Source organism: Geodermatophilus marinus (genome assembly GCF_003428645.1).
Lineage (GTDB): Bacteria > Actinomycetota > Actinomycetes > Mycobacteriales > Geodermatophilaceae > Geodermatophilus.
The window spans coordinates 1-20,242 of record NZ_QVQH01000005.1; the positions used below are offsets into that span (position 1 = coordinate 1).

Annotated in this window: 23 protein-coding genes; 6 read left to right on the forward strand and 17 right to left on the reverse strand. The window is 74.6% G+C overall.

All coding sequences use genetic code 11. The annotated features are described in order from the left end of the window. The 8 genes from D0Z06_RS07165 to D0Z06_RS25285 form a co-directional block, all read right to left on the reverse strand. Nucleotides 1-573, reverse strand: a 573-nt coding sequence (locus D0Z06_RS07165; RefSeq protein WP_233517516.1) for an N-terminal phage integrase SAM-like domain-containing protein, incomplete at its 3' end; no start/stop codon positions are given. Between the two features lie 302 nt (nucleotides 574-875). After that, nucleotides 876-2,111 (reverse strand): site-specific integrase, encoded by a 1,236-nt coding sequence (locus D0Z06_RS07170; RefSeq protein ID WP_147331993.1) that lies wholly within the window; start codon nucleotides 2,109-2,111, stop codon nucleotides 876-878. A 488-nt stretch (nucleotides 2,112-2,599) separates the two neighbouring features. Further along, nucleotides 2,600-2,857 (reverse strand): PIN domain-containing protein, encoded by a 258-nt coding sequence (locus D0Z06_RS07175; RefSeq protein WP_117376704.1) that lies wholly within the window; start codon nucleotides 2,855-2,857, stop codon nucleotides 2,600-2,602. Beyond that, entirely contained in the window at nucleotides 2,854-3,096 is a 243-nt protein-coding gene (locus D0Z06_RS07180; RefSeq protein WP_117376705.1) for a hypothetical protein, read from the reverse strand. The genes D0Z06_RS07175 and D0Z06_RS07180 overlap by 4 nt, the downstream gene beginning before the upstream one ends. A gap of 864 nt (nucleotides 3,097-3,960) precedes the next feature. Continuing rightward, nucleotides 3,961-4,254 (reverse strand): type II toxin-antitoxin system RelE family toxin, encoded by a 294-nt coding sequence (locus D0Z06_RS07190; protein WP_117376706.1) that lies wholly within the window; start codon nucleotides 4,252-4,254, stop codon nucleotides 3,961-3,963. Then, nucleotides 4,251-4,535: a type II toxin-antitoxin system Phd/YefM family antitoxin gene (locus D0Z06_RS07195; RefSeq protein WP_117376707.1), complete on the reverse strand. Its 285-nt coding sequence runs from the start codon at nucleotides 4,533-4,535 to the stop codon at nucleotides 4,251-4,253. Before D0Z06_RS07195 ends, D0Z06_RS07190 begins: the two co-directional genes overlap by 4 nt. A gap of 1,126 nt (nucleotides 4,536-5,661) precedes the next feature. Then, the gene (locus D0Z06_RS07210) at nucleotides 5,662-6,471 is read right to left on the reverse strand and encodes a hypothetical protein (protein WP_117376709.1); all 810 of its coding nucleotides are present in this window, start codon (nucleotides 6,469-6,471) and stop codon (nucleotides 5,662-5,664) included. A gap of 198 nt (nucleotides 6,472-6,669) precedes the next feature. Continuing rightward, complete coding sequence (locus tag D0Z06_RS25285; protein ID WP_158579904.1) at nucleotides 6,670-6,897, reverse strand: hypothetical protein; 228 nt, start codon at nucleotides 6,895-6,897, stop codon at nucleotides 6,670-6,672. 322 nt (nucleotides 6,898-7,219) lie between these two features. Here D0Z06_RS25285 and D0Z06_RS07215 point away from each other — a divergent pair, with 322 nt between their 5' ends. Continuing rightward, complete coding sequence (locus D0Z06_RS07215; RefSeq protein ID WP_233517517.1) at nucleotides 7,220-7,915, forward strand: peptidoglycan-binding domain-containing protein; 696 nt, start codon at nucleotides 7,220-7,222, stop codon at nucleotides 7,913-7,915. A 334-nt stretch (nucleotides 7,916-8,249) separates the two neighbouring features. Continuing rightward, nucleotides 8,250-8,462, forward strand: a complete 213-nt coding sequence (locus D0Z06_RS07220; protein ID WP_117376711.1) for a hypothetical protein — start codon at nucleotides 8,250-8,252, stop codon at nucleotides 8,460-8,462. A 125-nt stretch (nucleotides 8,463-8,587) separates the two neighbouring features. Here the strand turns inward: D0Z06_RS07220 and D0Z06_RS07225 are convergent, their stop codons facing one another. Then, complete coding sequence (locus D0Z06_RS07225) at nucleotides 8,588-9,574, reverse strand: coiled-coil domain-containing protein (RefSeq protein ID WP_117376712.1); 987 nt, start codon at nucleotides 9,572-9,574, stop codon at nucleotides 8,588-8,590. A 219-nt stretch (nucleotides 9,575-9,793) separates the two neighbouring features. Between D0Z06_RS07225 and D0Z06_RS07230 the strand changes: the two genes are divergently transcribed. Then, nucleotides 9,794-10,066, forward strand: coding sequence for a hypothetical protein (locus tag D0Z06_RS07230; RefSeq protein ID WP_117376713.1), 273 nt, complete (start codon nucleotides 9,794-9,796; stop codon nucleotides 10,064-10,066). Here the strand turns inward: D0Z06_RS07230 and D0Z06_RS07235 are convergent. After that, on the reverse strand, nucleotides 10,039-11,769 hold the full coding sequence (locus D0Z06_RS07235) for a PHA/PHB synthase family protein (RefSeq protein WP_233517518.1): 1,731 nt from the start codon (nucleotides 11,767-11,769) through the stop codon (nucleotides 10,039-10,041). The genes D0Z06_RS07230 and D0Z06_RS07235 overlap by 28 nt on opposite strands. Nucleotides 11,770-11,982: 213 nt before the next feature. On the opposite strand from D0Z06_RS07235, the gene D0Z06_RS07240 reads away from it, so the two are divergent. After that, nucleotides 11,983-12,297, forward strand: coding sequence for a hypothetical protein (locus D0Z06_RS07240; RefSeq protein WP_147331994.1), 315 nt, complete (start codon nucleotides 11,983-11,985; stop codon nucleotides 12,295-12,297). A gap of 15 nt (nucleotides 12,298-12,312) precedes the next feature. Here the strand turns inward: D0Z06_RS07240 and D0Z06_RS07245 are convergent, their stop codons facing one another. Together D0Z06_RS07245 and D0Z06_RS07250 are read right to left on the reverse strand one after the other, a co-directional pair. Continuing rightward, nucleotides 12,313-12,516 carry a zinc-ribbon domain-containing protein gene (locus tag D0Z06_RS07245; protein WP_117376715.1) on the reverse strand — a complete coding sequence of 68 codons (204 nt, stop codon included), beginning with the start codon at nucleotides 12,514-12,516 and terminating at the stop codon, nucleotides 12,313-12,315. Nucleotides 12,517-12,556: 40 nt separating this feature from the next. Then, entirely contained in the window at nucleotides 12,557-12,739 is a 183-nt protein-coding gene (locus D0Z06_RS07250; protein WP_117376716.1) for a PspC domain-containing protein, read from the reverse strand. A gap of 184 nt (nucleotides 12,740-12,923) precedes the next feature. Between D0Z06_RS07250 and D0Z06_RS07255 the strand changes: the two genes are divergently transcribed. Beyond that, complete coding sequence (locus tag D0Z06_RS07255; RefSeq protein ID WP_117376717.1) at nucleotides 12,924-13,310, forward strand: hypothetical protein; 387 nt, start codon at nucleotides 12,924-12,926, stop codon at nucleotides 13,308-13,310. Nucleotides 13,311-13,410: 100 nt separating this feature from the next. Here D0Z06_RS07255 and D0Z06_RS07260 read toward each other — a convergent pair whose 3' ends face one another. Then, the gene (locus D0Z06_RS07260) at nucleotides 13,411-13,800 is read right to left on the reverse strand and encodes a hypothetical protein (protein ID WP_117376718.1); all 390 of its coding nucleotides are present in this window, start codon (nucleotides 13,798-13,800) and stop codon (nucleotides 13,411-13,413) included. A 246-nt stretch (nucleotides 13,801-14,046) separates the two neighbouring features. Between D0Z06_RS07260 and D0Z06_RS25290 the strand changes: the two genes are divergently transcribed. Continuing rightward, nucleotides 14,047-16,257: a zinc metalloprotease gene (locus tag D0Z06_RS25290; protein ID WP_117376719.1), complete on the forward strand. Its 2,211-nt coding sequence runs from the start codon at nucleotides 14,047-14,049 to the stop codon at nucleotides 16,255-16,257. A gap of 22 nt (nucleotides 16,258-16,279) precedes the next feature. On the opposite strand, the gene D0Z06_RS07270 is transcribed toward D0Z06_RS25290, so the two are convergent. The 4 genes from D0Z06_RS07270 to D0Z06_RS07290 all read right to left on the reverse strand — a co-directional run bounded on the left by D0Z06_RS07270 (nucleotide 16,280) and on the right by D0Z06_RS07290 (nucleotide 19,861). Further along, nucleotides 16,280-16,591 (reverse strand): hypothetical protein, encoded by a 312-nt coding sequence (locus D0Z06_RS07270; protein ID WP_147331995.1) that lies wholly within the window; start codon nucleotides 16,589-16,591, stop codon nucleotides 16,280-16,282. Nucleotides 16,592-16,681: 90 nt separating this feature from the next. Beyond that, complete coding sequence (locus D0Z06_RS07280) at nucleotides 16,682-18,571, reverse strand: M28 family peptidase (protein WP_117376721.1); 1,890 nt, start codon at nucleotides 18,569-18,571, stop codon at nucleotides 16,682-16,684. 75 nt (nucleotides 18,572-18,646) lie between these two features. Then, on the reverse strand, nucleotides 18,647-18,853 hold the full coding sequence (locus D0Z06_RS07285; protein WP_117376722.1) for a hypothetical protein: 207 nt from the start codon (nucleotides 18,851-18,853) through the stop codon (nucleotides 18,647-18,649). Between the two features lie 9 nt (nucleotides 18,854-18,862). Beyond that, nucleotides 18,863-19,861, reverse strand: a complete 999-nt coding sequence (locus tag D0Z06_RS07290) for a peptidase (RefSeq protein ID WP_117376723.1) — start codon at nucleotides 19,859-19,861, stop codon at nucleotides 18,863-18,865. Nucleotides 19,862-20,242: the final 381 nt, after the last annotated feature.

The following is a 20,242-nucleotide window of genomic DNA, read 5'->3' on the forward strand; positions in this document are numbered from 1 at the left end:
CACAGATACCGCTACCGAGGCCGCCGGAACGTGTAGTGACACGCCCCTGTCTCCCGCCGAGGCACATCTCCGCAGGTCAACGCACGAATTCGCCCATCTCGTCGACCTACGAACTGCGGAACCCGGGATAACGCGCCTCAGGACGCTCTTGGTCATCTTCGCCATCGCAGGCCCGTGCTTGTCGGTGATGAGACGCAGGTGCCGATCGATCGTGCCCACGCTGAGCTCGCGCACCCGGAGGTTGCCGAGGCCGGGAAGCACCTGCTGGTCGAGGCGATTGCGGTAGGCCTGCATCGTGGTGGGGCTGAGGTTCTTCAGGCCGGCGAACCACGCCTCAGCCAGGACGTTGACGCGTGTGTCGGGGGTGATGTCCCCGCCGACGTCGAAGCGGGCACGGTCTCGCAGAGCGAGCCGTAGCGCTGCCTCGGCGGCTGCTTTCGTCCTGCCGTGTCGTTCGACCTGACGACACTTGCCGTCGTAGTCCCGGTACCAGGCGACGGCGCGGTGGCCGGACGGCGTGGCGTGTATTCGGACCTTGCCTGCCGTCCCCAGTGCGAGACCAGGCCTACCCATGATCTACCCCTGAAAAATGACGGATCGCGGTGGTGCGTCACGGTACGGGGCGGCCCCTCATGACGCCACATCTCTGCACGTCAAGGGCATGCTCGGTACTGGGCGGACAACCGCGGTCAGAGACTCTCGCGAAATCGCAGGGTTACTGGTTCAAGTCCAGTCGGGGGAGCAAAGCCGCAGGTCAGCGGCCTGTTGGCGGCTTCTGGACGCTACCAGTGTTCGCCGGAGTCGCAACAAGCCCGGAACTTTGGGGCGCGCAACGCCCCCGGCTGCGACCTCGGGGTCTGCGGGCCTGGCCGGCCTCACGGGCCGCTGGCGATGAGCCGGCCAGGGGAGTGGTTGCCATGCCCGGCACGTGCTCGGCAGTGGCGAGGCGCAGCAGAGCGTGCGCGCGGGGTGCTACAGAGCCCGGCGGATGACCGCGGCGCTCCTGGGGTGGCGGTGCCGCGGCCGAGGTGGACGTCCTGGGTGAGGCTGGGGCGGTTGTGGCCGAGGTGGTCGGCGATCTGCCGGGCTGACAGCCCGGCCTCGTCCAGCCGGGTGGCGACGGTCTTGCGGAAGGTGTGGGAGGTGACCCAGTCGAAGCCGGCCCGGTCGAGTGCCTTGCGCAGGTCGCCGCTGGTGTTGCTCGGATCGCGGAGCCGCCCCTGCGGGCTGGGGAAGGCCACCGGGTGGTCCTCGGCGGTCGTTGGAGCGGTCCGGCGGCGGAGCAGGTCGGCGGTGCGCGCCGGCAGGGCGATGGTGCGCCGGCCGGCGGTGGTCTTCGGGGTGTCCTGGATGAGCAGGCCGCGACCGGGCTCGCGGATGACGGTGCCGGTGACGGTGAGCCTGGCGGCGTCCAGGTCGACCGCGGACGAGTGGAGCGCGCAGGCTTCGCCGATGCGCAGGCCGGTGCCGAGCAGGAAGGCGACGAGGTCGGGCAGGTCCTGGCGGGCCGCCGCGGGGTCGGTGGCCAGCCGGTCGTGGAGCAGGCCGGCTTCGGTGACGGTGAGCGCCCGGGGGCCGCGGGGGGTGCGGGCCGTGCGGTGGGCGGGGGTGCGGCGGACCGGGTTGGTGGTCAGCAGGTCGTGGCGCACGGCCAGGCCGAGGATGCCCGAGAGCACGCTGCGGGTGGACTTGGCCGCGCCGGGGCCGTGCTCGGCGTGGATCGAGGTGAGCAGCCGGTCGATGGCCGGGACGGTGATCTCGCGCAGCCGCAGCTCGCCCAGGCCGGGCAGGACGTAGGCGTCGACGGCGAACCGGTACAGCCGCTTGGTGCCGGCGGCCAGCTCGCAGGCCTCGACCTCGGCCAGCCAGCGGGCGGCCAGAGCGCCGAGCCGGCTGTCGACCGGCACCGGCGGGGTGTCGGTGCGGCCGCGGTCACGGAGGGCCTCGCGCAGCCGCCGCTCAGCCTGCGCCCGGGTCGGCCCGTTGCGGACGACGTAGCGGTGGTGGCCGTCCAGGTCGCGGAAGCTGGCGCCGGCCTGCACCCGGTTCCGGCCGAGCACCCGGAGGTGGATGGCGCCGAAGGTCCCCACCGGCAGTGGCGGCCTTCCCATGACGACTCCTCGCCCTTCCGCGGTCTGCTCGACGCTGAGCTGCGCCCGCCGCCCGGCCAGCGTCCGCGGCGCCGCGGTGCCAGACCAGCGACCCGAGCAGCGGCTGGGGACGGACCGAGACCTGTGGAAGCCGGCTTGACAGCTCGGGTCGTGACTCCGGCTTCGCGCGGTCGGGATTCCGGTTGTCGCCGGTTTCCTCCAGCCTGTCGGCGGCCCTCCGGTCGTTCTGCAGCAGGGGTCGTGGGTGGGGCCGGCGGCTCCGCGCGTGGACCGGCAGCCCGTACCGGAGGAGGACTGGAGATCGGCGCTGCGACTGGGTGGCGGCGACGTCGGTCGAAGCAGGAGGGGCCGGCGTCGTCGTCCGCGTCAGCGGATGACGACCACGTGCACACTGAGCTCGTCGGCCCAGGTCAACCAGTCGCGGTCGGTGGTGTTCGTGGGCCTGGACAGGCTGCGCCCCAAGGCCAGGCCGACCCGGTCGGCCAGGCTCAGGTCGGACCGGTGCCGGTAGAAGGACGCCGCCAGCCGGGCGTCGAGCCGCCCGAAGGGGGTGACGGTGAGGTCAGCTCGTCGAGCGCGGAATCGATCTCCCCGGCGATGCCGACCCGGGCGGCCTTCTGCAGGACCTCCGAGTAGTTGACCGCGCTGATCGTGGCGTCGTCGCCGGCCGCGACGCGGGCCACGACCTCCCAGCCGGGCTCGCGGTTGATCAGGGCCAGCAGCGCGGAGGCGTCGAGGACGATCACTCGCCGCTCGGACCGCCATCAGCCGACCGGGACGCGGAGCCGCGCTCGACGCCGCCCTCTGCGCCGATGCCGGCACGGCCGGCCGCCCGGGCGTCCTGTCGGCGTTCGGCCACGAGTTCGTCGATGAGGCGGACGTCGGCCCCGGCCTCCCGGAACCGCTGCCAGATGCGTTCCAGGGCGGCGCGGCGTCGGGGATCCCACCCGACCAGGGGATCGTCGACCGTCCCACGCTCGATCATGGCTTCAGACGGAAGTCGCCAACAACAAGACCCGACCCGCCCGCCAGTCCCTGCAGCGCAGGATCCGCGTGCGGACCCCTCACACGCTCCGGCCCGCAGGTTCCCTGGAGGCATGAGGTGCAAGCCTTTGTGATCTTGATCGCTGCCCTTGGCCATGAGAATGCTCCTGTCGTCCGGCGACGCCGGAACACCGTGGTGCGGGCGAGCCCGCTGAGGTGTACCGCACGGGGCCCTCGGGAGCCTCTTGCTTGCTGCCGTGAGCCCCGGGTTCCGCAGTCCGTAGGTCGACGAGACAACTGAATTCCGGGGTTGACCTGCGGAGACGTGCCGCAGAATGAGGCAGAGGCGTGTCACTACACGCTTCGGCGGCCTCCGTAGGCGTATCGGTGCAGGTCAGGCCGGGTGGAGGGCAGTGATCCGGGGCGGCGGGGTGACTCCGCAACTCGCGAGGCGCGGGGCCACGAGCAGTCCGAGGGGCGGTCCGCGGGTGGTGGTGCAGCCGGAGAGCCGGCGTTGTCGGCCTGGCTGGTCGCCTCGACCCCGACCTCGACGGCGGCGCGGTCGGCGACCGTCCGGCCGGAGGTGGAGATCGATGGGCAACCGATGCGGGTGCCGCCGAGCAGATCGCGCGGTCGGCCCGCAGGGGACCGGGGCCGGCGCCGGCCGCCTCGGCGTCGCCGAGGTGCGACCGCTCGACGCGGCGCTGCGACTGGTCCTGAGCCGGTGGAGCGGGGAGGGGTGCCGGCGAGCCCGAACGGACCAGGGTCGCGGCGGTGCAGGGCGCTCACCGTGGCATGGCTGCCGTGCCGGGTGCGGATCGGTTGCCCCTGTGCTCGGAGGGGTCACTCGGGATGGGGTCTCATGTCACGACCAGCCGCGGGTTCGGTAGGCGTCGCGGCGGTGGGCGATGTCGAGGACGGTGACGGTGCGGGTCTCGTCGTCGATGCGGTAGACGACCCGGTAGGTGCCGCGGCGGGCGCTGTGCCGGTCCTCCAGCGGCGGGCGCAGCCGCTTGCCGACGCGGTGGGGGTTGTCCGGCAGCGGCCCGGTGATGAACTCGTGTGCGGCCGCGGCGACGGCTTCGGGCAGGTGGTCGGTGAGCTGGCGACGGGCGGTGGGGGTGATGGCCAGGAGGTAGGGGTCGCCGTCGCCGGTCACCGCTGCTGGCTGCGCCGGCGGGCCATGGCTGCGTCCAGCTCGGCGCGGCTCTCGACCTCCCCGCGGGCGAGTTCGGCCTCGGAGGCGTGCAGCCGGCGCATGGCGTCGGCGTCGGCGAGGACCTCGATGGTCTCCTCGAGCGACTCGAGGTCCTCGGTGGCGATCAGGACCGCAGACGGCTTGCCGTGCACGGTCACGTAGACGCGCTCGTGCTGCCCGCTGACCCGCGCGACGAGCTTGGACAGATGGGCCTTCGCGTCGGCCAGGGACAGCGTCGCCATGGTCAGAAGTATGACCAGACCATCGTTGGCGGTCCAGTCCCCCGCCCGGTCGGGCCCACGGGGTGGAGTCGGGTGCTCCCTCGGCGACGCGACCGACTCACGACCGACGAACCGCCCTCAGCGGCCGACGACGGCCACGGCGTCCAGTGACCGACAGGCAGCTCGACCTGCGTGTCCATCGCCAGCCACTGCCTGCCGACGATCTCAAGATCAACTCGTAGGGTTACTGGTCCACGTCCGGTCGGGGGAGCATCACCTCAGGTCAGCGACCCGTGGGCGGCTCCAGGTCCGTACCAGCATTCGCCCGTCGCAACGAACCCCGGACTGTGAGGACGGGCGATGGCCCCTGGCTGCGACCTCGGGCAGTGTGCGGACCTGGGCTCGGAATAGCTCCAGGTGGCCGCGGACTGTGAGCCGGCCAGGGGCGTGGTCGCCGTCCCTGGCAGGTGCTCGGCAGTGGTGAGGCGCAGCAGAGCGTGCGCGAGCGCGGGGGCGCTACGGAGCCCGGCGGATGACCGCGGCGCTCCTGGGGTGGCGGTGCCGCGGCCGAGGTGGACGTCCTGGGTGAGGCTGGGGCGGTTGTGGCCGAGGTGGTCGGCGATCTGCCGGGCTGACAGCCCGGCCTCGTCGAGCCGGTCAGTCCATCCTGACGAACCTGTGGATCTGGTCGTACGGTCCAGCGCGCCTACGTGGTGACGCCGCCAAGCCCGAGACCGTGAGGTTCATGCAGGCGCTGAGGGGCTCCTGGGCACCGACCTCGCACCCCGTCAGGTCATCTGCTCGGAGGGCGTCCGGGTCGACCCGGACGCCCTCCGGTTGCAGATCGGCGTGTCCGGCGTGGTCGCCGGCCACACGAACCACGTCCACGTGGGCTACTGATCCCCGTCCCCCGGACCGCCCCGTTCAGCGAGCGGCTCGACGACGAACCCGTAGCGGCCGGCGACGGCCTCGCAGGGGTGGGCGGTGAGCTGGCGGCGGGCGGCGAGGGGCCACGAGCCCGTCCGGGTCGCGGTTCGATGCGTGGTCCCGGCCGCCGCGTCGGTGGGTGGCCTCGAACTCCCCGAACAGGTCCGGCAGGATCGCGCAGCACAGGGTGCCGCCCTCCCGCGCACGCCCGGGGGTGCCGTCACCGGAACGGGGAGCCGATGAGCTCCACCCGGATCGTCTCTGACGGGGAGAGGACTATCACCGGGTCCGCGCCGTTGTGCCGCCAGTCGACCGGCAGCAGGAAGTACCGGTCGCCGGCGTACACCAGCAGGCGGAGGTTGGTGTACCGGAAGCGGTAGGCGCCGCCCTCGCTGCGCGCGACGTCCTCCACGATCCCGGCGCGCCCGCCGAGGGCGAGCTGCTGAGCGCTGTAGACGGTGACGTCCGTCCGGTAGGCGATCGTCGCGGCGTCCTCCCGGGCCTGGGCCCGGCCGGCGTACCCCGCGTAGTCGCCCAGGAGCCAGAAGACGCCACCGAGCGCCAGCGCGGCCAGGGCGATGAGCTGGACGCCGACGCCTGACCGCCTCCCGGCCAGGGAGGAACGGACCAGCTCGAGGTAGGCGAGCAGACCGGCGCCCCAGGTGATCAGCCAGGGGATCGCCGGTCGTCCCCAGGAGATCCGCCAGGCGAGCGCCGCGAAGAAGCCGGCCGCGGCGAGCGCGACGAGCCCCCAACCCACCGCCCGGCCGGCAGGCAGGAGGCTCCTGGCCGAGGGCAGCCTCCTGAGGAGGGCCACGACGCGCGGGTGCAGCGCGGTGACGAGGGCCGTCGCCAGGCCCACGCCCATCAGCGGCAGGTAGAGGGCGCCGACACTGCCCAGCACGTACTCCGAGGTCGAGAGCCCGACCATCGACGTGCTCAGGCCGAAGTAGCCGTAGTAGGCGGCGCTGCGCACCCAGCCGAGGTAGAACGCGAGCGCCGTCGCGATGCTGAACTGCCCGATGACCACCTTCAGCAGTTCGGCCGGGCTGCGCGCCTGTTCGTCCTCCGCTGCCGGTCCCCGGCCGGCCGCGGCGCTCCCGGCGTTCGTCCGCCGCGGCGGGAAAGGCCGCTCGGGGCCACGACCGGGTGGGCCCCTGCTGATCACCCGGCCGGCCTGCCGCGCCATCGCCGACCGTTCCCGTCCGTCCCGCGCGAGTGGCCGACGCTAGGGGGACGGCGTCGTGGTCGTCGTGGTGGTCGTGGGCGTGGTGGTCGTGGGCGTGGTCGTCGGGGGCGTGGTCATCGGGTGCGTGGTCGTCGGGGGCGGACTCGCCGTGGTGGTCGGGCCCGGGGTCACCGGCGGCGGCGGGGAGGACGTCGGGAAGATCGTCCCGCTGCGCGTGGGGAACTCGCCCCCGTCGGCCTGGCTGGTGGTGACCGACGTCGTGGTCACCTCCGAGCTCCCGTCCGTGGGATCCCCACCGGACGACCCGCCCGCCTCGGCGCAGGCGCCGAGGGAGACGACCGACAAGACGGCGACCACACCCGCGGCCGCACCGCGTCCGCCCATGCCGCTGTGTACCACGGAGTTGGCGGTGCGGAGCCGTTCGTCGTCACCGCGGGGACCTTGGTCCTCGGCGCCCTGCCCCGTCGCGGGCCGGGCCGCCTCCGCTGGGTTCACCGGTGGCACGACGGCCACGGCCCGGACGAGCCGGAGGTCAGGCCGTGATGCACACGTGACGGACCCGTGACGAGGGCAGGGTTCGGTGGGGCTCATGACCGAACTCCTGGGGCAGGCGATCTCGGGCACCCTGACGACGGGCCCGATCGAGGAGGCGGGGGCGGACCACGACGAGCGGACCCTCCTCGTGGGCGTCCGCGCCGGCCGGAACGAGGACTTCGACCGGCTCGTCCTCGACTTCGCGGGCCCGCTCCCCGGGTTCCGCGTCCAGTACGTGGACCGGCTCGTCGAGGACGGGACGGGCGACCCGGTCCCCCTCCGCGGTCGAGCGGTCGTCGAGATCACCCTGCAGCCCGCGGCAGCCCACCGGGACGACGGCACACCGACGTGGACCGGCCCGCTCCCGGACGTGACGGGCTTCGCGGCGTTCCGCCAGATCGCCGACGCCGGTGACTCCGAGGCCGTGCTCACCTGGGGCATCGGGGTGGCCGCCGAGACGGGGCTCCGCGTCACCACGCTCCGCAGCCCGACCCGCGTCGCCGTCGACGTCGTCCACGCCGAACCGGGGACCGGGGACCGGCTGCTGCGCCGCGGTGACCGCGGAGCTGCGGTGGCGACCTGGCAGTGGCGGCTCGCCCAGGCCCTCGACAGGCGGCTCGACGTCGACGAGGTCTTCGGGGCGATGACGGAGCAGGCCACCCGGAACTTCCAGGGTGCCCAGGGGCTCACTGCCGACGGCCTGGTGGGACCCCGCACCCGCGCCGCGATGGTGCGCGCCCTCGGCCTGTGACACAGGGACAGCCGGCAGCAGGGCCTGGGACGGGTGGACGCCCGTGGTGCTGCCCGGTGATCGGCACCACGGCGACCATCCAGCGGCCCGGTGCACGGCAGCGTCGCGCCCCGTCCGCACGGACAACCGTGTGTCGGAAGTCACGACATGGATACGCACGGGTGTGGCGCGCCCTGTGACAGGAGTGGCTGGCGGGACTCTTGTGCTGCGGCCCATGACGGACGGCGTAGGGGCCAGCCTCACTGAGGAGTTGAGTTCGGCGATGTTCGAACCTGGTAGGTGCTCCGGTGGCAACCACGTGGCCCCGAGGGCCGGAGGGGCGTGCCCCTGCGGGATGGTCACCCGCATCCCCGCCCGCCAGCGGCCCGCTGCCGGCCCGCCGCCCGAGATCCTGGCGCTGATCGCGCGCTGCCTCGACGACGGGGTCGAGGTCCTCGACGCGGCGGCGTCCGGGCTGCTCCGCGAGCGGGCCGACCGGCTGCTGACCGCGTTCACCACGGCCGGTCTGACGCTCAGCGCGGGTGCGGTGCACCGGCTGTCGGCCTGAGCGCGTCCGCTCTCGCCGGTCGACGGGTCGACGGGTCGACCGGCGAGGGCGGTGGGGCCACCTCCGGCCCGCCCCTGCGGCGTCCGCTGCCCTCGGCCCGTCGCCCTTCCGCCTCCCGGCTCGCGTCAGGGCGCGCGCGGTGTCCGGGCTCGACGCCGGAGGCCCTGCAGGCGCCGGCGGGGGTGGGGTTCCGGCGTGGTGGAGGTCGCGGCGACCTGCCGCGCGAGCCGCTCCACCTCCGCCCGGAGGGTGTCCCGGCGGTGCTCGAGGTCCGCCGCCTCCGCCAGGAGCGAGGCGGTGCGCGTCGCGGCGTCCCGGTCCCGGCCCTCCCGTCGCGCGACGGCCTCGCCGTCCGCCCGGAGCCGTTCCCGCCACCCGGCGCCCAGCATCCGCACCACCTCGTCCCGGGCGTTCAGCCGGGCGTCTTCGGCGTCCCGGGCGGCCCGCTGCCGGACCTGCTCGGCGTCGGCGGCGGCGCGCTCCTCGAGGGCGCGCACCTGCTCCAGGCGGATCCCGGCGGCGGCGCGGGCCTCCTCCCGGGCGCGTCCGGCCGCGTCGAGGGCACGCGCGGCCTCGGCCTGCAGCCGCTCGGCCTCGGCGCGGGCGCCGGCGCGCACCCGCTGGGCCTCGGCCCGGGCGGCGGCCCGCATCCGGGAGGCCTCGGCGCGCAAGCGCCTGGCCCGGGCCGCCGCGGCGCTCAGCTCGGCCGCCGCCTCGGCCCGGATGGTCGAGGCCTCGTCGGCCGCGGCGGCGAGCATCGACCCGATCCGGTCCGACAACCGCAGGAGCTCCGCGCCGTCGGACGAGTGCGCGCCCAGCCGCTGGGCCTCCTCGAGCTCCTGCCGCGTGCGCAGGAGGCCGGCCATGAGGTGCTCGCGCTCGTGCTCGGCCGCGGCGAGCTCGTCCTCGGCCCAGCGCACGTAGGTGTCGACCTGGAAGCGGTCGTAGCCGGCCAGGGTCCGGCGGAACATGGGGGCGGCGGCCTCGAGGACGGTGGGCAGGTCGCCGGAGACGTTCGGGGGCCGGCTCCCCGGCGGGTCGGGCGCGGGGCCCGCCCACGGCGCGCCCGGGAGGCGGGCAGCGCCCTCCTCGGCGTCCAGTTCGACGCTCATCGCACCTGCCTCCCCACGCACGCCGGGTGGAGGGCGGACGCTACGTCGACCGGGACCGGGAGTGAGCCGGATCTCCAGGACGCCTCACCCGGAGGGGCGGGGCGCACCCGCCGATCCGGGCCCCTCGTCGGGTGCCCCTCACGCCGAGCCATCCCCCCTGCGGGTGACCGGACCCGCTCCGGGCGTCCGGACGCACGCGACGGCGGGCACGCTGCTGGCATGGCGCCCGCTCCGCCCACGCCGGCCCCCGGCAGCATGACCGTCCCGTTGCTGCACGGGTGGGAGGACGTCGCGACCTTCGTGGCGCTCGTCGTCCTCGCGGCCCTGCTGCTCCTGGTGGCCGGGGCGATCGGGCTCGCCGGGAACAGCCGGTCGGAGTGGCAGGCGTGGCTGGCCGCGAGGCCGAGCAGGCGGGACGCGGCAGAGGGCCCCCGCCGCGGGCTGCCGGGCGGGCCCGCGCGGGATCAGGCCGGGACGCGGTCGCGCACGTAGGAGCCGGGGGCGGGCTCCAGCGGCGGGTGCGCGGCGCTGCCGGGGGAGTCCGGCGCGGGCACCTCGTCCCCGGACCTCTCGATGGTCCACCCGGCCCACCGCTCCCACCAGCTGCCGGTGTGCCGTTCGGCCTCCGCGCGCCAGGAGTGCGGGTCCGGCCCGGGTTCCCCGCCGGTCCAGTAGTGCGCCTTGGGGTTGCCGGGCGGGTTGACCAGGCTCTGGATGTGACCGCTGTAGCTGAGCACGAAGGTGCTCGGCCCGGAGAGCAGCTGGGTCGTCCGGTAGCAGCCGTCCCACGGGGTCAGGTGGTCGGTTAGGGCGCCGGTGACGAACATGGGGATGGTGATCCGGCTGAGGTGCACCGGGGTGTCCAGCACCCGCAGCGCGCCCGGCCGGACCAACGCGTTGCCGCCGAAGATGTCCAGGAACTGCTCGTGCAGCCGGGCGGGCAGGTTCGTGCCGTCGGCGTTCCAGGCCAGGATGTCGAACGCGGGCGGGTCCTCGCCCATGAGCCACTGGTTCACCACGTAGTTGAAGACCAGGTCGTCGGGGCGCATCCAGGTGAACACCGCCCCCATGTCCCGGGCGCTGATGACCCCGCGCCGGCGGCTGTTGCGGCGGGCGAGCTGGAGCAGCCGCGGTCCGGAGAAGGCACCGAGCGGCGCCCGGCTGGAGAAGTCGAGCAGGGTGACCGCGTACCCGGCGGCGGAGACCCGGTCGTCGCCGGTGGCAGCGAGGTGGTTGAGCGCGGTGGTCATGATCTGCCCGCCGGCGCAGAAGCCCATGGTGATCGCGTCGGGGGAGCCGGTGACCTCCCGGGCGACGTCGACGGCCCGCAGGACGCTGCCGGAGTAGGTGTCCAGGTCCCACTCGGACTGCTCCCGGGTCGGGTTGCGCCAGCTGATCATGAAGACCTGCAGGCCCTGGGCCACGGCGTACTCGACGAGGCTGCGCCCCGGACGGAGGTCCAGGAAGTAGAAGCGCCCGATGGGGGGCGGGACGATCACCAGGGGGCGCCGCCGGACCCGCGGTGTCGAGGGGGCGTACTGGATCACCTCGACGACCTCGTCGCGGTACACGACCGAGCCGGGGGTGATCCCGAGGTCCTCGCCCACGGTGAAGGCGCTGCGGTCGACCTGCGTGGGCAGGCCGCCGTTGCGGACCAGGTCGGAGAGGGCGTTCCGCGTGCCGCGGACCAGGCTCCGGCCGGCGGTGTCGAAGGCGCGCTTGAGGGCCGCCGGGTTGCCGAGCAGCGTGTTGGTGGGCGCCATGGCGCTGGTGAACGCGGTGAGGACGAACCGCGCCTGCTCGACCTCGCGCCAATCGGCTCCGCCGGCCTCGTGGTCGGCGAGCAGCCGGTCCAGCGACCCGGCCACCGCGAGGTAGGACTGCAGCAGGCGCCGGTAGCCCGGGTGCAGGGTCCAGGCCGGGTCGGTGAACCGCTTGTCCCCGGGCCTCGGCGCGATCTCGGCGGTGCCGCGCAGGATCCGGACGGAGTCACGGGCCAGGTGTGCGACCTCCCGGGCGACCGGGCGGGGCTGGGTGAGGGTGGCGAGGACGCCGCGGACCATGCCCCGCGGGGTCGGCAGGCCCACGGGTTCGGCGCTCTCCACCGAGGCCAGCGCCTCGGACTCGGTCTGCGGGACGGCTCTGATCGGGCCGGTGCGGCGGCCCGGGCGCTGGTGCGAGGTCGTGGTCGTCACCGGTCCCCCTTGTGACTCAGGTCACTTCCGGGTCGACCGTAGCCGTTGGACCGGTCCGGCGACACCGGCCGGGCACCGGGACCGGCGAGCGGGACGTGGTCCTCGGGCAGGGCCGCCTCCTGGAGGCGCGGTGCGGTCGGGTGCGGCATCGTGGGGTACCCCCTCGAGGGCGGGGAGCCCGCGGTGCAGCGGGTCGCGCGTACGGAGGATGCGATGACGGATCACCGGCCTGTGGAGCCCGACGCGATCATCGACGGGGACGGGACGGCGATCGCGTCCCGCCGCGCGGGGGACGGCAGGGCGCCGCTCCCGTCCGTGCCGAGGATCCCGGCACTGGTACGGCTGGCCGGCGCCGGGCCGGTCCTCGCCGCGTCGGCGTTCGCGCTCACCGCGGTGGCGGCCGCAAAGGTGGCGCAGCTGGCGGGGCGGATGGCCTGGCAGGCCGCGGTCGGCGACGTGCCGCGGCAGCCGGTCCCCGGCCAGGTCGAGGTCACGTGGACCCGGATCGAGATCCGCGTCCTGCGGTGACCCGGGGTGCCGGGCTCAGGTCTCGACGGCGGTGCCGCAGATGCCGCAGACCTCCAGCCGCCGTCGTCCCCACCGGGCGACCGGCACGAAGAACACGGTCACCTGCGTGAACCGGCGCACGCGCGCCCACCGGGTGGTGTTGGCGCAGCGCGGGCAGGTGCGGACCTCTCCGGGGCCCAGGTCCCGCTGTCTCGTGCCGAAGCCGAAGAGGAAGAACACGGCGCCACCCTAGGCAGCCGCCCCCGGCCCGGCGCGGTGGTCACGGGCCCTTGGGGATGAGGATCCACAGCACGATGTAGGCGAGCTCACCCACCCCGAACAGGCCGAACAGCACGAAGCCGATGCGCACGAGCGTGCGGGAGAGGCCGAACCGGTCGGCCAGCGCGGCGCAGACACCGGCGATGACGCGCTGCGAACGGGGACGCACCAGTTGCCCTGCCATGCGGCCGTCCTACCCGTTACCGGGCGGGTGCAACGCCGGGACTCGTGCGTCGACCGGCCACCCCGGTGCCGAGGAGGCGCGGTGACGGAGCGCTGACGGTCCCGTGACGATCCCCGCGCAGGCTCGTGCCCGAGCGGTCCGCGAGCCCGACGAGGGCGCCGCTCACCGGAGAGAGGAGCAGCTCATGGCCGAGCCCGAACGCCAGCAGCCACCACTGAGCGAGGAGGAGCAGGAGCAGGCCCGTGCGGCCATCGACGAGTCCGCCGCGGCGGCCCCGGGGATGCTGTTCGCCGTCGTGAACGGCAACGGCACCCTGGCCCGCGGCTCGGGAGCGGTGTCGGCGACCAAGCTCCCCGCGACGGGCGAGTACCAGGTCCTCTTCAACCGCACCATCAACCGGGGGGCCTTCCTGAGCACCATCGGGCTGTCCGCCGACGCCGGCCAGTCCCCGCCCGGCGAGATCATCGTCAACCTCCGCGTGGGGACCACCAACGGCGTCTTCGTGCAGACGTCGGACAGCACGGGGAAGGACGCGGACCGGTCCTTCCACCTGGCGGTGGTCCTGCCCTGAGGCACGGGGAGCGCGAGACCCGGCCCCGCTCCGCCGCTCGGCGGGCGGGGCCGGCTGCACCCCGTTCGGCGACCGTCGCCGCCCCCGCGCACCCGCGACGTCAGCCGACGGCGGCGTCGCGATCCGCCTCCGGAGCGGCGGCCAACTCCTCCGCCACGGCGGGGGAGGCCTGCCGCAGCGCGTAGAAGCAGCCCGTCCCCGGGTTCGGGGGAGCGCTCGCGTACCCCTGGATCCCGGCGAGGGAGTTGCGGGTCACGGTGGCGGTGTAGACCAGCCCGGGGGCGTTGGTGAAGGTCCACACGGCCATGCCCTCGACCTGGAACCAGCGGCCTCCGCCGAACTGGTAGGTCCACGTGCCGTCGGCGTTGAAGGTGAAGGGGCTGGCGCGCAGCGGGCTGCCGGCACACCCCCAGTCGACGATGACGACGTTCCACGTCCCCACGATGCTCGTCCCCGCGGCGAGTGCAGCGGGTTCCACGGTCCGGGTCATCCTGGCCTCCTCGGTCGACTACCGCGGCCTCCCGTCCCCCGGGGGCCCGACGGCGCTCGCACGGTAGGCGGCGGCGCGTCACGTCGGCGTCACCGCGCCCTCACCCGGACGGCCCGGGTGCCGGTGACGCGGGGATGACGGATCGGTGACGCCTCCCTGGAGAGGCTCGGCGCGCACCGCGCGGCCATGCACCGCGCGGCCCGCACCGCGCGGCCCGCACCGCGCGCACCTCCAAGGGAGAGCGACATGATCGTCAAGCCCGATGCCCCCTCGACGGCCGACGTCAGCGTCGAGGGGATGCCCGAGATCCAGTTCCAGGGCGGACCGGAGCCGCTCAAGCAGCAGGTCAGCGGCCTGTACGAGGCCCGTCCCCACGACTCCGAGGACGTCTCGATCGACATCCGGGACGCGGCCGACGGCGTCGCCGCGCTGGACGGCGCCGTGGACGGCGGCCTCGACGGGATGGCCCGTGCGGTACCGGTGACCCTGGTCTCGCAGGCCGGGCGCGAGGAGCTGCGCCTCGACGTCGACGGCCCCCACGCCCAGCAGGTGGCCAGCGGCGTCCTCGGCCTCGGCCTGGACCGGGTGCACTGGATCGCCGCGCTCACGCCGATGGGTCCCCGCCGGTGGCGTGGGCCCGTCCACTACAAGGACGGCCCCACCGCCGCCTTCCCCTACACCACCGTGACCATCCACGTCGGCGGCCACGGCGACGCGGGGGACATGCGGGCCATGGCCCGGTTCGAGGCCCCGGGGGGGCTGCGCCGCACCCGCCGCTACCGGTACTCCTCGCGGTACTTCCACACCGTCGACTTCGAGTTCGACGCCGCCACCGGGGAGTCGGCGACGACCAGCATCAACACCTGCGCCCACCCGAACCGGCCGGGGGCGCTGCCGTGCGAGCAGCTCAGCATCCGGACCGTGTTCCAGCGGGCCGGCTTCGACGCCACGGAGTCCCCCGGCGGGACCGTGCCGATCGCCGGCGCCGGGGCCGATGCCCGGTGGAGCGACGCGGAGATGCACGACGCCATGCAGGTCTTCTGGTCGCGCTTCTCGTCGAGCGCGCAGTGGGCCATGTGGGTCTTCTTCGCCTCGCTGCACGAGCGGGGGACCGGCCTCGGCGGGATCATGTTCGACGACATCGGCCCGAACCACCGCCAGGGCACCGCGATCTTCAACGACTCGTTCATCGCCGAGGCACCCGCGGGCGACGCCAACCCGCAGGCCTGGGTCCGGCGGATGATCTTCTGGACCGCCTGCCACGAGATGGGCCACGCCTTCAACCTGGCCCACTCCTGGCAGAAGTCCCTCGGGACGCCGTGGGTGCCCGGTCTCCCCGACGAACCGGAGGCCCGGAGCTTCATGAACTACCCGTTCCGGGTGGCCGGCGGGCAGGCGGCGTTCTTCGCCGACTTCGGCTTCCGGTTCAGCGACCAGGAGCTGCTGTTCCTGCGGCACTCGCCCGAGCGCTTCGTCCGGATGGGCGACGCCGCCTGGTTCGACCACCACGGGTTCGGCGAGGCCCGGGTCCCGGTGCAGCCGGCCCTCCGGCTGCAGCTGCGGGTCAACCGGGAGCGCCCCGTCTACGAGTTCCTCGAGCCGGTGGTCCTGGAGGCCAAGCTGACCAACACCTCCGGCAGCCCCCAGCTGGTGGACGCCCACGTGCTGGACTCCCTGGACGACATGACCCTGGTCGTCCTGCCACCGCGCGGGCCCGCCCGCCGGCACGTCCCGTTCGCCCGCTACTGCCACGCCCCGGAGACGATGGTGCTCGGACCGGGGGAGTCGCTCTACTCCTCGCTGCTGGTCTCGGCCGGCGTCGAGGGCCAGGCGATCGCCGAGCCGGGCACCTACCGGGTCCAGGCCGCCCTCCGCCACGGCGGGGAGGACGTGGTGTGCGAGCCGCTGACCCTGCGGGTGGCCGCCCCGGCCAGCCGCGAGGAGGAGGCCCTCGCCCCGGACGTCTTCACCGAGGACGTCGCCCGGGCCCTGGCCTTCGGCGGCACCGCGGTGCTCGAGGAGGCCAACGACACCCTGTCCACGGTGGTCGACCGCCTGGGTGACCGGCGGGTCGCCGTCCACGCGGCGCTCGCCCTCGCCCTGCCCGCCGCCGCCGACTACAAGGTGGCGACGGCGCGACCCGAGTCCCCGGCCGGCCTGTCGGTCGACGTCCGGAGGGCCCGGCCGGAGGAGGCCCGGCGGCTGCTCGAGCAGGCCCTGGTGGACCGCGCCGACGAGGCGGCCGCGACGCTGGGCCACATCCGGTTCGCGCAGGAGACCGAGACGGCCTCGGAGCGGCTGAGCACCTCCGACGACCCGGAGGTCGCGGGTCGGCTGATGGGCGTGGCCCACGACACCCTGGTCCGCCGCGTGGTGGACCGGCGGCGGGTCCTGCCGTCGGTCCTCGAGGAGCTGGCGCGCAAGCGGGACCGGTACACGCGGGCCGCGGTGGGCTGACGGAGGGTCGGACAGGCGGGGATCAGACGTAGCCGAACGGCGTCGGCGAGGTCCGGAACACCACGGCGTCCCCGTGGACCGAGACCCCGACGTGCAGCCGGTCGGTGACGTGGACCCGGAGCCGGCCGGTGACCGGGCGCGACGGCAGACGCACCTCGACGTCGACGTCGCCCCCGTCGCCGGCCGGCACCTCCACCGTGTCGGCCAGCCCGATCTGCATGCGGGTGCGGACGCCGTCCCGCTCGAAGACCCGGCGGCCGTCCACCTCGACCACCACGGAGTCGCCTTCGAACCCCTCCTCGAGCGCGATGTCCAGCACCGCCACGACTGCCACCCACCTCTCGCCGGCCGCCCCCCGGTAGGGCTCCCAGGGGACCACACCCCCGGGGTCGATGCCCCCGGTCCGGTGCGGTCGGTGCACGCGTCAGCGCGTGGCGGCCAGCCAGGCGGCGGCGGTGACCAGGCGGGCGATGTCCGCCGCGTACCCGGCGTCGATCGAGTCGTCCGCGGGCGTGTGGTAGTGGGGGTTCATCTCGGCCGGCGGCGCACCCGGCCCGGGGCCGGCGAACAGGTCCTCCGAGGCCAGGCACGCGGTGTAGCCGTTGAGCTGGAAGCTGTAGTGGTCGCTGCGCGCCTCCGCCGGGTCGGGCTCCCCGGGGTGCGGGTACAGCTGCGGGGCCGGCAGCGAGGGCGAGACCTGCGGGACGAGCGCGGCGACGGTCCGCGCGAGGGCCAGCGACCGCTGCTCGACCGCGGGTGAGTCGCCGAAGCCGGCGTGCAGCTCGAAGGTGCGCTCGGGCTGCACGTCCCAGCCGATCATGTCCATCTGGAACACGCCGACGACGTCGGTGCCGAGCAGGGCCTGGTCGCGGGCGTAGGCCAGGCTGCCGACCAGACCGTGCTCCTCCGCGTTGAACAGGACGAACCGCACCGCCCGGCGGGGCGGTCCGAGCGCGGCGTCCAGCGCCTGGACGGCGTCCGCCGCGGCGAGCACCCCGGCGACCCCGCTGCCGTCGTCGTCGGCCCCGGGAGCCGGGTCGGTCGCCGGCCGGTAGCCCCGGTGCAGGGCTCCCGTGGAGTCCATGTGCGCCGTCACCAGCACGACGCCGTCGAGCCCGGTCCCGGGCAGCTCGGCCTCGACGTTCTCCAGCCGGCGCCCCTGGTGCGGGAACCGGTGCCGGCGGACGGCGAAGCGCCCACCGCCGATCCGCTCCAGGTCCGCGACGAGCGCGGCGACCGCCCGCGCGTTGTGCGGGTGGTGGATGTGCCTGCTGGCGATGACCCCGCCGTCCCCGGGGGCCGGGGCGGCCCCGGTGTAGCGCGCGAGGTGGTCGGTGAGCTCCTTCGGCCCGATCCGGGCGTCGAGGACCTCCTTCTCCGCGGGGGAGAGGACCGGGGGGACGGCGCCGGCCTCCGCCGCCGCGGCGCGCTCGTCGACCGGCCGGACCGCCGGGGCGGTCGGTGCCAGCTTCAGGTTGTGCCCGTGCCGGGTCCCGTCGAAGTGGTAGTCCTCCACGGACCGCCCCGCCGGCACGGCGACCACGAGGCCGTCGTCGGTGGAGGTGAGGACGGCGCGGGCGGCCGGACCGGCCCCGAAGAAGTCGGTCGAGTTCCCGTCGAGGGCCAGGAAGCCGCTGGCGACCTGGCGGTCGTCGCGCAGCAGGTACAGCTCCGTCGTGAGCGGCTCGTCCTCGGCGCCCAGGCGGTCCACCCGGAAACCCAGGTCGTCGAGCCGCGCGGCGGCCGCCGCCGTCCCGATCGCGTAGACCGTGGTGCCGGCCCGGCCGGTGACGTGCAGCGGCACCAGCGGCAGGTCGCCGAGCGCGGTCCGCCAGTCCTCGCCGGCGTGGGCCGGCGGGACCGTGAGCCGCAGGTAGCGCAGGTGCTCCCGGTCGTCCAGCACCGCGGCCGCCAGCCGGGGGTGCGGCGCGACCAGCAGCCCGGCGCGCAGGGCCTGCGCCCGCTCGTCCGGGTCCTCCCCGACGAACAGCACGCGGTCCGCGCCGCCCGCGCGCTCCCGGGCCTGCTCGAAGAGCCGGGGGGAGTCCTTCGGCCCGTAGAGGACCAGGTCGGGCTCGAGGGAGCTGCGGAGGCCGGCGTCCTCGAGCGCCCGGTCGACCTCGTCGGCGGGGAGGGGACCGGGGTCCGAGAGGATCCCCAGGCGGGCGCCGCGCTCCCGGAGCTCTGCGAGCACCCCGCGCACGTACGGGTAGACCGCGAGCTCCTCGATCCGGTCCCCGCTCGCCGACAGCCTGGCCGAGGCCAGCGTGCCGCCGATGTCGAAGAAGACCACCGCGCCGGTCCGTGGGTCCATCGTCACTCCTCAGCACTGCCGGGCCACCCGGTCGGCGAAGGCGGCCCGGCCCTCGGCCGGTGGGGCCGACCGACGTCAGCGGCCCCCGTCCGCGTCCGCCGGCCGGTCCCGGTCCGTCCGCGCCGACCCGTCCTCGGTCCCCTCCCGATCGGCCGCGTCCGGGCCGGGGGAGGGGCTCTCCTCGCGTCCGACGACGCGGACCTCGTCACCGGCGACCTCGGGGACGGGGTGCTCGACGTGCTCGTCGATCCACCGCCAGTCCTCCTCGCCGGGCCGCTGCACCGGAGCCCGCTACCGGTGGGTGAGCACCGAGGTCGGGGCGACCTCGGGTGTCGGGTGCTCGACGTAACCGCCGGTGCCGCCGACCTCCCCGATGGCCTCGTGCAGCCGCCCGGCCGTGAGCACGCCCATGATGGCGAGCGCGGTGGGGGACGGGAGGGTGTAGTCGTCGCAGGCGTCGAGGTCCACCTCGTAACCGAGGTCCTTCAGCGCGCCGCCGGTCACCCTGCTGAGCGGGTTCGCGCCCTGGTTGACGAAGCCGGTCATCATCTCGGCCCCGAAGACGCTCTCCCGCCAGTGGCTGCCGATGGTGCCCGGACCGAAGTTGTCCTCGATCGGGACGGGAACGCCCCCGCCCCCGCCGTCGCCGGCTCCGGCCGCCGCCCGGAGGTCGGGCAGCCGGGCGATCGCGGTGCCGGCGCACGGGTCCTGCAGCTTGCCGAACTCCGCCATGGCGGTCGGTCCGGTGAAGGACCACTGCGGCGTGTTCCGGTTGGCCACGAAGCCCTTCGCGTTCCAGACGAAGTCGAGCATCCCGATGACGTGACCCATCTCGTGCATGATCACGGTGTTCCACAGGCCCTGGGCGATCATGGTCGGGATGTCGGCGACGTCGAACTCCATGATGCCGGTGATCGTCAGGAACTCGTGCGTGCTGCCGGCCGGCCGCAGCAGGCGGGGGCCGGCCCGGCCGAGGACGCGCCCGGGCCCGTCGATGGACACGCCGGCGGCGTCGATGCGGACGTCGTCCACCTTCGTGCCGTCGGGGAGGACGACGTCCTCGAGGTCACCGACGATGACCTGGGCCCACCTGTCCGCGGCCGTCCGGAAGGCCCCCTTCTGCTCCTCCGTGAGGCCGCCGAGGAAGCGGACCTCGATGCAGAACGGGTTGTCGGTGCCGGCCACGCGTTCCGCGGCGGCCTTGTCGGCGGTGGCCTGGTACACCTCCTCGACGTCGACCGCTTCCAGTCCTGACCCCAGGCCGGCGTAGAAGGTCTTCTGCTCGGGCACCTGAACTCCCCTCCCGGGCGTCGTGGTGACGACGGTCCGACGTGGTCCCGGCCCCTGCCGGGAGTCGGTCCGCGGCGATCCGGCGCGAGCACGCTAGGCGCTGCCGCGTCACCCGCCCGTCACCCCGGCGTCACCGCCTGGCGTGTCCGGCGCGTTCCACCGACGTGACAGACCTCCCGCCGGAGCGGCGGTGTGTGAAGAATCACGTTCGGCCCTTGTCCGCCGCCGCGGCCTCTGGTTCCCTCATGCGAAGCCGGTCTCGGATGACGCAACAGAGAGGGGAGTGTCATGGAGCAACCGCACAGCACGGAGGGCCCGGCCCACCGCCGACCGGGTGGACCCGAAGCCGAGCCGGCGCCGGTGGATGGCGCCGCCGGGGCA